Genomic DNA, 11,849 nt, shown 5'->3' with positions numbered 1-11,849 from the left:
CTATCAATACTTAAACTGCGTGACAACTTTTTGCAAATCTACAGCCATCCGGGCTAATTCGGTGGCGGCGGCTGAAGTGTTACTGGCTCCAATGGTGGTAGTTTGAGCATTTAGGGCGACAATGCCAATACTTTTGGCAATATCCGTGGTACCTTGAGCAGCTTCGGCTATATTTCGGGCAATTTCATTCGTGGTTGCGGTTTGTTCTTCGACAGCGCTGGCAATGGTGCTTTGCAGGTCGTTAATTTGGTTGATGATGTCAGTAATTTGACTGATGGCTGCCATTGCACCTTGAGTATCAGATTGAATCGCTTCAATGCGTTGACTAATATCTTCAGTGGCGTTGGCTGTTTGCTTGGCTAATTCTTTGACTTCATTGGCGACGACAGCAAATCCTCTCCCTGCGTCACCGGCTCTAGCGGCTTCAATGGTGGCGTTGAGTGCGAGTAAGTTTGTTTGTTGGGCTATGGATGTAATAACTTTAATGACTTTGCCAATTTCCGAGCTACTTTGACCAAGCTTATCTATTGTCTCATTGGTGCGATCGGCGGTTTTAACTGCCTGATTTGCGACTTTCGCCCCTTCTGCAACAGTTTTGGCAATTTCTCGAATGCTGGCGTTCATTTCTTCGACAGCTGTGACAACTGTGATGCTATTTTGATTGACTTGTTCTGCTGAAGCTGAGGCGGAATTTGCCTGTTCGGAAGTTTGTTTGGCATTTTCTGTCATTTCTTTACTGACAGCGGTGAGTTCTTCGGCGGATGATGCAACTGCTGTGGCAACATCCGCCATTTGTCTGATAGAAGATCTCAGACGGCTAATCATTTGATTGGCATTATCGGTCAGCTGCTTAAATTCTCCGGCGTTGTCGGCTTCGATGTGCTGAGACAAATTTCCTTGAGCCACAACTAAGGTAACTTCTCGAATACTTTTAATCTGCTCTGAGATATTTGCAGACATTTGATTGACGTTGTTGAGTAATTCTTGCCAAGAACCTTTAGCACCTTTGACGACGGCTTGAGAACCTAAATTTCCCTCTGTACCAATCTCCGAAGCGATACGAGCCACTTCGTTGTTGACCTTTTGGTTCAAACTCACCCATTCATTAAAAACTGTAGCAATTTCACTTAAACCATTGTCTTCAACTGCTAAACGGACGGTGAAATCACCATTTTTGGCGGCTTTTAATGCTGCTAATAAAGGTTGTAGTTGGATGTCTGTTGTATTTTGATTGGTTTGTATTGGTTCCGCACCATTTTCTGTGGGAGATTTAGAGTTAGCTGTTTTCCCAGAACGATTCGTAGCCATTGCCAATAACTCCTAAATGACTTTAAAGTTGAGAATTTTTTCAGTGTCAACAACTAACAAAAACCCTTCTGCAATTGGGTAAGCTCCCGCCAGTATCTGACGCATTCTACCTTTTAGGGTTGCGGGTGGAGGTTGAAAGGTGTTTTCGGGAAATTCCAAAACATCTCCAACATCATCAACAAGTAAACTAACTACTTCATGATGATGAGAACATACAACGATATTAAACCCCTGCGGTGTTTCTAGCTGAGTATTCCGCCTAGCTGACTCACCCATATCTAATCGCTGCTGCAAGTCGATGACAGTAATAATTTGGCCGCGCAAGTTAATTAATCCACAAATATCTGGCGGTGTTAAAGGTACACGAGTTAGAGCTTGGGGACGAATCACTTCTTGAACGTGCCGCACATCAATGCCAAAGTATATTTTATTTAACCAAAAAGTGCAGAGTTGTTGTTCAGCCACGATCGCTCACTTGCAACAAATAGGGGTTAGCAATCTCAATCACAGCCTCAACATCTAATATTTCTGTGATTTGCCCTTGAATTACAGCACAAAACAAAACCCCAGGTCTACTAGGGATACCTTGAATTGTCAGTGGTTCTTCTACAATATCAAGAATGCGCTCAACTACTAAGCCCACACTTAGTTCGGTATTGGGAGAAACAATTACTAATTGTAGTGTCTCGGTTTGCTGACTAGGCTGTGTATCGCCAGGAAAGATGTTTTTTAGGTCAATTAACGGCAAAATTCTGCCAACAGACCGCACAACATCCTGATTACCTACTTTTTCGATCGCAGTCCGCTTAATTTCTTCTAACCGAAAAGCGATCGCTACGGGAATTCCCATCAATGCACCTTGAGTTCCTTGAAACAGTAAAATTAACTGACGTTCTGCTACTTCTGTTGGGATGTTTGCACCGGAAATACTCGCCAATAGTTGTTGTTTTTCGTGTATCCCCGCTTGTTTTGCCAAATTTACCGCATCGAGAATTAATGCTACTCTGCCATCGCCCATAATTGTAGCTCCCGTAAACAGAGACAGGGCTTTTAATTGTTGTCCTAAAGGTTTGACAACGATATCTTCAATGTCTTCAACTGCGTCTACAACCAGCCCAAATTGGTAGTTGTCGGCTTGGATAACTACTAGGATGAGTTGGGAGTGAGGAGTGGGGAATGAGTTTGACGGGTGTAAGACTTGGCTGAGGTAAACCAAGGGGATAAGATTTCCTCGCAGGGGATATACGGGTACATCGTAAAATATTTCAATTTGTTTATGTGCTTGCTCTGGTTCTAAGCGGACTAATTCTTGCAAGCTGGCTTGGGGGATAGCATAGCGATCGCCATTACTGTTGACAATTAATGCGGGGATAATTGTTAATGTCAGGGGAATTTTCAGTTTAAAGATGGTTCCTGTTCCCGGTTGACTATCAATTTCAATACTGCCGTTAATTTTATCAATATTACTTTTGACAATATCCATCCCCATACCCCGCCCAGAAAGGTTCGTCACTTGTTGGGAGGTGGAAAATCCTGGTAAAAAAATTAAATTTATGGCTTCTGCATCACTCATTGTCTCTGCTTGTACAGAACTCACTAAACCTAGTTGCTGCGCCCGCATTTTGAGTTGTGCTGGAATTAAACCCCGTCCATCGTCACCTATTTCAATGTTGACTTTGCTGTTTTCATAAAAGGCTTGCAAAAATATCTTGCCTGTGGTTAGCTTACCAACAGCACTGCGCTCGGTTGGCAATTCAATGCCATGATCAATACAGTTGCGGACTAAATGAGTTAAGGGGTCTTTAATCGCTTCAATAATACTTTTATCGACTTCTGTCTCTGCACCTTGCATTTCTACTGCAACTTGTTTACCATGTGCGATCGCTAAATCTCGAATTACTCTTGGGAATTTCTGCCAAATAGTACTGATGGGTTGCAGTCGAGTTTTCATGACTGCTTCTTGCAACTGGACTGTAATCAAGTTGAGGTGCTGACAAGTCGCCTTAAAGCTACTATCTTGATGTTTCTGGGAAAATCCCATCACTTGATTCCGGCTTAAAACCAGTTCACCCACTAGATTCATCATCTGATCTAGCAAACTGACATTCACACGGATATAAGCTGATTCTGAGCTTGTGATTGTGGTTTCTGTTAGTTCACTAGGCTGGAGCGCTGAGGATGATGGCAATACACTAACTACCTGTTGAGTTTGTTCTAATTTTGCTAAATCACGAATAAGTGTGGAATAATCAACATCACCCTCATACTTGGTTGTTTTAATCTGAGATAGCAGCTGACGGATGCTGTCTACTGTTTGAAGTAAGGTGCTGATAATTTGTGGTGTGACTGTAAAGTTGCGATCGCCATTAACCAATGATTGCTTAGAAACATCACGCAAACATGAAATTAAACTTTCTCCTGCATGAGCTAGTGACTCTAACTTAGGAAATGGCAAAAATCCACAGTTGCCTTTAAGTGTATGGAGCGAGCGATAAATCCGATCTAACGCTTCTCGATTGACAGATGCTTTCTCAAGCTCAATGATGTCTCTTTCAATTTCCGACAAACTCTCATTGCTTTCCAAGAGAAATGCTTCTATATCATCTTTGTCAATTTCTGTTAACTCCATTAGATTTATCGGCAATAAATTTATATCTTTTGTCTTAATTTTAATATTTTTAAAACCAATAGATATATTTCTCTAGAAAGATGTTCACAGTAGTTAATGCTGAAAAGATAATGATTATCCCTAATGACCCAAATGTGAGAAATGCAATGTCCTCGTTGCCATTCAACTCAAGTTTTTAAGAATGGTCGTCGTAAAAACCGACAATGCTACAAATGTAAACAGTGTAGCCGCCAGTTTCTCGAATCTTACCATTCTTGGAGCTATTCAAACGATATCAAGCAACTTTGCTTGAAAATGTATTTCAAAGGTATGAGCCTACGGGAAATTGAACGCGTTACAGACATTCACCACACCACCGTCTTACACTGGCTACGGCAAGCCCAGTCAACCAAAGATCAAATTGCCAAAACCTAATCAGTTTGACAAAAGTCTCCCAAAAGTAGCATTATAATTTCAGCAGTATATGTATTTTGAGAGGATGTTGCTTTTGTTGAAAAAATATAAAATTAAATTATATATAAATTAAATTTAATTTCGATATTCTGCGTTTTATTTAACAACATTTATAGACGAAATCACCAATCTACAATAAGTAAATATCACCAAAGAAATTTTTAGGATCAACCTGATGAGCTTAGTGTTAATTATTGACGATGCAGCCTTTTCGCGGAGAATGATTCGCAAGTTTCTGCAAGCCGATGGTTATGAAATATTAGAAGCAACTAATGGGCGTGAAGGATTAGAAATAGTTCACAAACATCAACCCAATTGCGTATTGGCTGATTTACTTATGCCAGATATGAATGGATTTGAATTTCTCCAAGCTTTACAAGATGAAGGGTTAAAAATTCCCACAATTATCATTTCGGCAGATATTCAAGAAGGCGCACGCAATCAAAGCTATAACTTAGGAGCAGTTAACTTTATCAATAAACCACCAAAAGAACAACAATTGCGCGAAGTGGTTCAGCAAGCTATAAATACAAAGGAATAAACATCCCATGAATGTGACAGTAGATCAACTAGATGCTTTACAAGAATTAATTAATATTGGAGTTGGTCGAGCCGCCAGTCTACTCAATGAAATGGTAGATTCTCACATTCGTTTAGAAATTCCCTTTGTCAAAGTCTTGACTGCTACACAAGCTTATCAAGAATTAGCGAACAGATTTCATGATGCTAGTTTATCATCTGTCAAGTTGAATTTTACAGGCTCTTTTTATGGGACTGCGGGATTAATTTTTCCGACAGAAAGTGCATCAACATTAGTGGCAGTTCTGACTGGAGAAGAGGCAGGTTCAGCTGATTTAGATGCAGTGAAAATTGGCACTCTGAGCGAAATAGGCAATATTGTGATTAATGGAGTTATGGGTTCTATTAGTAATGTGTTAAAGCAACACATGAATTACACAATACCTGTTTATTTAGAAGATAAAATTGATAATTTATTATTATCTGATAATGCCAATAACACAACTAAAATATTACTGGCACAAGCACGGTTTGCCATTGAACAATTAGAACTGATTGGGGATATTATTTTGATTTTTGAGGTAGGGACATTTGATGCTTTAATTAAAGCGATTAACAAAGAAATTGCCGTATAACATCGCTAAATTATGTGTGCAGAAGCGAAGTGAATTTTTACATCTTTAATTTTATGTTCCCTGTTCCCTACCTCAACGAGTAATTTCATAACTCATTTAGGATGGCTATATTATGGGAAAATTTCAATTAGTTTGATTAGCATCAATTAAAAACAGTGTGAGAAGATGAGCAAAATTGAGCAAGCCCAGGAAAAATTTAGCTTGTTAGACCAAATTCCGTTGGGAGCTTTTGTTCTACATTCAGACTACACCGTTTTATTTTGGAACTGCTGTTTGGAAGAATGGACAAAAATTTCCAGACATAATATTTTAGGTAGCTCGATTGATGAGTATTTTCCCCATCTACATCAACCCCGCTATGCTATCCGCTTAAAGCAAATTTTTGAAGGCGGCCCGCCAACCATCTTTTCTTCACAGTTGCATAAATATGTTATTCCTGTAGCGCTACCACAAGATAAATACCGCATTCAACACACAACAGTTACTGCTGTACCGTCATTGGATGGAGATGGATTCTATGCACTGTTTTCTATTCAAGATGTGACAGATTTAACCTTTCGCGTGCAAGAATACAAGAACTTACGAGATCAAGCCTTAGCTGTAGCTGAAGAACGCCAAAAAGCTAAAGAAGCCGCCGAAACCGCAAACCGTATTAAAGATGAATTTCTCGCGATAGTTTCTCATGAACTGCGATCGCCCCTGCATCCGATTTTAGGCTGGGCAAAGTTATTACGGAAACGCAACTTAAACGAAGCCGCCAGCGATCGCGCCCTAGAGACAATTGAACGGAATGCAGAGTTGCAGGTGCAATTGATTGATGATTTATTAGATATCTCTCGGATTCTGCGCGGTAAGTTATCACTGAATCTAGAAAATGTTAATCTCATTTCTACAATTGAATCTGCCTTAGAAACAGTACAATTAGCCGCAGAAGCCAAATCAATTCAAATTCAACTGCATCTTGATGCCACAATTGGGCAGGTAAAAGGTGATAGCGGTCGCTTACAACAAGTTGTGTGGAATTTGCTATCTAACGCCGTCAAATTTACTCCAGATGGTGGACAGGTGACTGTTGACTTAAAACAGATTGACTCGCAAGTCCAAATCCAAATCCAGGATACAGGTAAGGGTATTAGTCCAGAGTTTTTGCCTTACGTTTTTGAGTATTTCCGTCAAGCAGATAGTAGCATCACCAGGAGATCAGGCGGATTAGGGCTGGGTTTAGCCATTGTTCGCCAGCTAGTAGAGTTACATGGTGGTAGAGTTTGGGCAGAAAGTCCTGGAGAAGAGCAAGGCGCAACATTTACAGTTTGCTTACCAGCCCAGCCACAAAATCGAGAGTTAGCCACAGAAGAAACTAAAATACCTGGAAATTCCTATCCATTAGCCATGCTTTCTCTACCTTTAGAAGGCATCAAGGTATTAGTGGTAGATGATGATGCGGATACACGAGAGTTTCTGGCATTTTTCTTAGAACAGCAAGGAGCAATTGTCACCGCAGCACATTCCGCCCATGCAGCCCTTGAATCAATAGCACAGTCCCTGCCAGATTTACTGTTAAGTGATTTGGGTATGCCCGATGTTGATGGCTATGCTTTAATTCGCAAACTGCGATCGCTACCTAATCATCAAGGTGGGCAAATTCCCGCCATCGCCCTGACTGCTTACGCCGCTGAGACAACACAACAGCTAGTTTTCGCCGCCGGATTTCAACTGCATATTGCCAAACCTGCTGATCCGGTAAAATTAATTGCTGCCATTGCTGGACTTATTCAAAAATAAAAAGCGATCGCAGTTCCGTGGTAGCGATCGCTTTAATTTATAGCCTATAAAACCCTGAACAAAGTAATCGATTACTAAAATTGTATTTTTACTAGTTTAATTCTGACTGCGGGGTTCACCCCTTGAGGGGTTTGACCCCTCATAGTACTTGGTAATTTCTTTCTGTGTCTAATTCATAACCGAATTAAAAAACTATCCCGCAAGTGAAAATCCGCTTCAGCACCTGTATGAGCTAATGCCCAGTAAGATATTTGATGGTTTTTTTGTTTCACTACAGTCGTAATTGCGACATCAAGCGCTGGCTCTGATGGCACAATTTTAGCCAAATCCACATCTAAAATCAGGTTGAAAATATCATCCTGATATTCGACACAGAACGGCAGAGTTGTCAAAGCTGTTTCTGTTTGCATTCCTTGACGATAGCCATCAAAACGATATACATTCCAATGTCCAGCGGGGGAAAGGTTAAATTCCCAATAGTGTTTTGAGTCTTTAATTCCCACAAAGAACTCAAAGCAGGTATCTTCCCAGAGAGCATCTTTTCGGGTTGGTGTATCTGATGGTGAAGCAATGATAATTTCTGTTAAATTGCCGACTAGGTTGTAATTAATAGTAAGTTTATGATCATTTCGGGCGATATTACCTATAATTTGCACATCCGGTAGCAAATTGTCAGATTTAAAAGGTTGCAAAGTGAATTTCTGCTCGTTCATTGCATATCCTGAATAATTTTGCGAATCTGGCTTGCTTGGGCTTCGATACTTTCGGTGAGTTTAAACTGAACGATCGCCCGTGCTAAATTATGTTCTGGGTACTTGACTTTAAAGTAAACATTCCCAGCTAAGTAATCGGTAAAAAATCGCAATCCTAATTCAAAAGCAATCAAACGAATGCCATCGTACATATAGGCATAATCATTCTCCGTGAGAAATGCTTTTGCTACTGTCAAATAACCTTGTAAAATTCCCTGACATAAATCCGTATCAAAATAAACACTATCCCACTGCTCAGTTTCTTCCCCAGCCGGATTGCAACCAGAACGTAAACAGTCACCAATGTCGTAATGTACTAATCCTGGCTTCACAGTATCCAAGTCAATCACACTGACAGCTTTCTGAGTTGCCGTATCAAACAGCACATTGTTAATTTTAGGATCGCCGTGCATTAAGCGTAATGGTAATTGGCCTTGAGCTTTGGCATTTTCGAGGATATGTGCAGAAGTGGTGCGATCGCTGACGAACTGCAAGCAATAATTAACTTCAGGCGATGATTGCGGCGTGGTGTTTGCTAAAACTTCTTGATAATCATGCAGGTAAAGCGGCGTAATATGGAAACCTGCCAGAGTATCGGCAAATTTTTCTGGTGATAAATCGCTGATCAAATTGTGAAACATCCCCAACGCATAGCCAATTTCTGTGGCGTATCCGATATTTGGCATCGTATCAAACGACTGTGAGTCGGGAATAAAGCTAATTGCTCGCCAAAAAGAGCCATTAGCATCAATGCAATAATCTTGAGCATCCTTAGTTGACAACACCCGTGGTAATTCCCAGCGACGGTTGAGGGGTGTATTTTGCAAACGCTGATAAACATGATCGCTCAAAATCCGCATATTCCGCATAATCAGTTGCGGTTGGCGAAATACTTGGGTATTGATGCGTTGTAAGACAAAATGCTGTGCTGTTGTAGCATCTAGAGTCACCAAAAAAGTGTCATTAATATTACCGCTGCCAAATGTTGCCACACTCTTAACGTTACCCTGAATGACAAATTGCTCGGCAGTGACAACTAAATTCTCCGCACTCTGCTGACTAATAACTGTTGCCATATTTATTTTTGACTACTCCCCACACAAAATACACAAAAGCAATAGCAGAAATGTTAACTCAAGTGTTGGTTTTAGAATATATAAATGTGTTGCAACTGTAAATTTTTACACACTTTTGTGATAAGTCTGTAATCTAGCTTTTACTGATAAGTTAAATAGAAAGATGCAGTTATCAGAAAGAGGCACTTATATGAGCAGCGAACTCAGTACAACTGCCAGATACTACAGTTACAACCTAGCATCATTAAGCTTTAGGAACTTTGAGGATCATTTTGAGTCTAACGACCTGGACAGAAAACTTTACGTAAAATTCCGCAATTGTCACCAGGACAATTGAATACTTATCATGTCATCTTTAACTAGAAAATCAGTAAGTGGTGATTTCTAGTAAAAATTTCCACTACTGCTATAACGCGATCGCTTATATATATTTCCTTTGTTCCTCATACTATGGCAGAAAAACACACCAAAATTAAATTTCCCCTTTGGCAGTATCTCAACCAACCCTTATTTAGCCGTGATTCTCAATTAGAATTAAATCCCCAGCGATTCGCCCATAGCTGGCGGATTGGATTGCTCAAAAGGTGTTGGCATAAAGAATGCGATGCCAAGGGACATCAACAATCATAAATTTAAATAATAAGTATATATTCTGAGGGTAGCTATTTACTCAAAGTATCAACGCTGAGGCAATTATCAATATTTCATAGGTTTGCATTTGTAGGTTTTATTGAGATATATCTACTTTTGTCAAAAATCTATTAATTTTTGTAGGGTGCGCTAACACTGTTAACGCACCCTATTTACTTAAGTAGTGCTGATCCAAACCTACTGAACACCTTGTTCTACCTCACTAAAACGAGAAACGCTATATTGTCATCATTAGATTAAGTAGTCTGGTAAATTCACAGAGTTTCATAAACAACATTATGAGTCAAACATTGGTGAATCCATATCTCGATGGCAACTTTGCGCCAGTTCAAGAAGAAATTACAGCAGAAAACCTGCAAGTAATTGGTGAACTCCCGCCTGAACTGTCAGGAATGTTTGTGCGGAATGGCCCTAACCCTCAATACTCCCCCATTGGTCAATATCACTGGTTTGATGGCGATGGGATGCTCCACGGTGTGAGAATTAGTGAAGGTAAAGCTATTTATCGCAACCGCTATGTGCAGACGCAAAAATGGCAAGCAGAACATGACGCAGGTAAAGCGATTTTAACTGGCTTGCTAGAACCACCCCAGGCTGTTCATCCTCCGATATCGAGAAATGCTGCCAATACAGCCTTAGTTTGGCATGACGGGCAGTTATTAGCCGTGTGGGAAGCTGGTGCGCCTCATGCAATTCAGGTTCCTGAGTTAAAGACAATTGGTGAGTACACATATAACGGCAAACTAACGTCTGCTTTCACTGCCCATCCCAAAGTAGACCCAATTACGGGTGAAATGGTATTCTTTGGCTATTCATTTATGCCGCCATATTTGCAATACGGCATAGTTTCCGCCGCAGGTGAATTGTTATGGACTGTACCCATTGAAATTCCAGCACCTGTGATGATGCACGATTTCGCCATCACAGAAAATTACACCATTTTTATGGATTTACCCCTGACTATTCGCCCAGAACGGATACAACAGGGAAAACCAATGATCATGTTTGAGTGCGATCGCCCCAGTCGTTTTGGCATTCTCCCACGTCATGGCGATAACAGCAATATTCGTTGGTTTGAGAGTCCAGCTTGCTATGTGTTTCATACCCTGAACGCTTATGAACAGGGTGATGAAGTCGTCCTCATAGCCTGTCGGATGAGTTCTACTTCAGTGTTAGGTTTTAATGGTACTGAAGACCCAGATGCTAACATTCCCCGACTTCATCAATGGCGGTTTAACCTAAATACCGGGGCTGTGTCTGAATCTAGGTTAGATGATCACGCCGGGGAATTTCCTCGCGTCAACGAGAATTTCTTAGGGCGACAAACTCGCTATGGCTATGTTAATAAAAGCGCAGCTACTCCCGTACCGTTGTTTGAAGGCGTAATCAAATACGATTTTCACAGTGGTACATCCCAAATTAATATATTTGGGCAAGGACGTTATGGCGGCGAGTCTGTATTTGCACCACGTCCCAACGCAACGGCTGAAGATGATGGCTGGTTGATCACCTTTGTTCACGATGAGACAGCCAATACTTCCGAATTGTTGGTGATGAATGCTCAAGATGTTACCGCTGAACCTGTGGCGCGGGTGCTAATTCCCCAACGTGTCCCTTATGGGTTTCATGCTGCTTGGGTAACTGAAAAACAATTGCAAGGATTTTAGCTAATTGGGCGGGGCTACCCGCCCTTAATTTTGCCCATCAGTTCCTAAGTTAATGTGAGTTCGACAAGTCTTTTTTGACCTCTCCCCCAACCCCTCTGTCTTGAAAAGTTTTGCGCCGGGAAACCCGGACGCGCAGCGCCAGTTGCTTTATGCCGGGGAACCCGTCCAACGCACTGGCTCAACTTTTCGCTCCGACGCCTACGGTGTACACACAAGTACTATCTGCAAGGGTTTCAGGCGTTATAGACCCCTTAAATTGTCATTACGAGCGCAGCGACAGCGAAGCGAAGTAATCGCATAATCTCGTAGTTTTGGCGATTGCTTCGTCGTTCCTCCTCGCAATGACAGGTTTTCAAAGCGATCGCAAAACCGAAAGC

The 11,849-nt window shown here is 41.1% G+C and carries 11 protein-coding genes; 6 read left to right on the top strand and 5 right to left on the bottom strand.

The annotated features are described in order from the left end of the window. Window positions 1–3 precede the first annotated feature (3 nt). From NCWK1_RS10270 to NCWK1_RS10260, 3 genes are read right to left on the bottom strand one after another with little or no spacing between them, the layout of a single operon-like run. On the bottom strand, window positions 4–1,308 hold the full coding sequence (locus tag NCWK1_RS10270; RefSeq protein WP_103124643.1) for a methyl-accepting chemotaxis protein: 1,305 nt from the start codon (window positions 1,306–1,308) through the stop codon (window positions 4–6). Window positions 1,309–1,320: 12 nt separating this feature from the next. Beyond that, complete coding sequence (locus tag NCWK1_RS10265; protein ID WP_096575304.1) at window positions 1,321–1,773, bottom strand: chemotaxis protein CheW; 453 nt, start codon at window positions 1,771–1,773, stop codon at window positions 1,321–1,323. Continuing rightward, window positions 1,766–3,937 carry a chemotaxis protein CheA gene (locus NCWK1_RS10260; RefSeq protein WP_103124642.1) on the bottom strand — a complete coding sequence of 724 codons (2,172 nt, stop codon included), beginning with the start codon at window positions 3,935–3,937 and terminating at the stop codon, window positions 1,766–1,768. The genes NCWK1_RS10265 and NCWK1_RS10260 overlap by 8 nt, the downstream gene beginning before the upstream one ends. A gap of 141 nt (window positions 3,938–4,078) precedes the next feature. Between NCWK1_RS10260 and NCWK1_RS29105 the strand changes: the two genes are divergently transcribed. The 4 genes from NCWK1_RS29105 (at window position 4,079) to NCWK1_RS10245 (ending at window position 7,326) form a co-directional block, all read left to right on the top strand. Beyond that, entirely contained in the window at window positions 4,079–4,351 is a 273-nt protein-coding gene (locus NCWK1_RS29105; protein WP_146033974.1) for an IS1 family transposase, read from the top strand. Between the two features lie 214 nt (window positions 4,352–4,565). Beyond that, the gene (locus tag NCWK1_RS10255; protein WP_015111408.1) at window positions 4,566–4,931 is read left to right on the top strand and encodes a response regulator; all 366 of its coding nucleotides are present in this window, start codon (window positions 4,566–4,568) and stop codon (window positions 4,929–4,931) included. 7 nt (window positions 4,932–4,938) lie between these two features. Beyond that, a complete protein-coding gene (locus NCWK1_RS10250; RefSeq protein WP_103124641.1) occupies window positions 4,939–5,544 on the top strand; it encodes a chemotaxis protein CheC in 606 nt (201 codons plus the stop codon). A 165-nt stretch (window positions 5,545–5,709) separates the two neighbouring features. Then, complete coding sequence (locus NCWK1_RS10245) at window positions 5,710–7,326, top strand: hybrid sensor histidine kinase/response regulator (protein WP_103124640.1); 1,617 nt, start codon at window positions 5,710–5,712, stop codon at window positions 7,324–7,326. A gap of 173 nt (window positions 7,327–7,499) precedes the next feature. Here the strand turns inward: NCWK1_RS10245 and NCWK1_RS10240 are convergent, their stop codons facing one another. Together NCWK1_RS10240 and NCWK1_RS10235 are read right to left on the bottom strand one after the other, a co-directional pair. Next, on the bottom strand, window positions 7,500–8,039 hold the full coding sequence (locus NCWK1_RS10240) for a DOMON-like domain-containing protein (RefSeq protein ID WP_103124639.1): 540 nt from the start codon (window positions 8,037–8,039) through the stop codon (window positions 7,500–7,502). After that, window positions 8,036–9,154, bottom strand: coding sequence for a phosphotransferase enzyme family protein (locus NCWK1_RS10235; protein WP_103124638.1), 1,119 nt, complete (start codon window positions 9,152–9,154; stop codon window positions 8,036–8,038). The genes NCWK1_RS10240 and NCWK1_RS10235 overlap by 4 nt, the downstream gene beginning before the upstream one ends. 450 nt (window positions 9,155–9,604) lie before the next feature. Between NCWK1_RS10235 and NCWK1_RS10230 the strand changes: the two genes are divergently transcribed. Further along, window positions 9,605–9,784, top strand: a complete 180-nt coding sequence (locus tag NCWK1_RS10230; protein ID WP_187308112.1) for a hypothetical protein — start codon at window positions 9,605–9,607, stop codon at window positions 9,782–9,784. A 299-nt stretch (window positions 9,785–10,083) separates the two neighbouring features. Beyond that, window positions 10,084–11,472 (top strand): carotenoid oxygenase family protein, encoded by a 1,389-nt coding sequence (locus tag NCWK1_RS10225; RefSeq protein WP_103124637.1) that lies wholly within the window; start codon window positions 10,084–10,086, stop codon window positions 11,470–11,472. The last annotated feature ends 377 nt before the right edge of the window (window positions 11,473–11,849 follow it).

The organism is Nostoc cycadae WK-1 (genome assembly GCF_002897135.1).
Lineage (GTDB): Bacteria > Cyanobacteriota > Cyanobacteriia > Cyanobacteriales > Nostocaceae > Nostoc_B.
This window is presented reverse-complemented; position numbering and strand designations above follow the sequence as displayed.

Excerpts from the sequence above, each read along its gene's own strand:
- NCWK1_RS10230 (WP_187308112.1), top strand. The coding sequence starts at position 9,605 with ATGGCAGAAAAACACACCAAAATTAAATTTCCCCTTTGGCAGTATCTC.
- NCWK1_RS10240 (WP_103124639.1), bottom strand. The coding sequence starts at position 8,039 with ATGAACGAGCAGAAATTCACTTTGCAACCTTTTAAATCTGACAATTTG.
- NCWK1_RS10235 (WP_103124638.1), bottom strand. The coding sequence starts at position 9,154 with ATGGCAACAGTTATTAGTCAGCAGAGTGCGGAGAATTTAGTTGTCACT.
- NCWK1_RS10270 (WP_103124643.1), bottom strand. The coding sequence starts at position 1,308 with ATGGCTACGAATCGTTCTGGGAAAACAGCTAACTCTAAATCTCCCACA.
- NCWK1_RS29105 (WP_146033974.1), top strand. The coding sequence starts at position 4,079 with ATGCAATGTCCTCGTTGCCATTCAACTCAAGTTTTTAAGAATGGTCGT.
- NCWK1_RS10225 (WP_103124637.1), top strand. The coding sequence starts at position 10,084 with ATGAGTCAAACATTGGTGAATCCATATCTCGATGGCAACTTTGCGCCA.
- NCWK1_RS10260 (WP_103124642.1), bottom strand. The coding sequence starts at position 3,937 with ATGGAGTTAACAGAAATTGACAAAGATGATATAGAAGCATTTCTCTTG.
- NCWK1_RS10250 (WP_103124641.1), top strand. The coding sequence starts at position 4,939 with ATGAATGTGACAGTAGATCAACTAGATGCTTTACAAGAATTAATTAAT.
- NCWK1_RS10255 (WP_015111408.1), top strand. The coding sequence starts at position 4,566 with ATGAGCTTAGTGTTAATTATTGACGATGCAGCCTTTTCGCGGAGAATG.
- NCWK1_RS10245 (WP_103124640.1), top strand. The coding sequence starts at position 5,710 with ATGAGCAAAATTGAGCAAGCCCAGGAAAAATTTAGCTTGTTAGACCAA.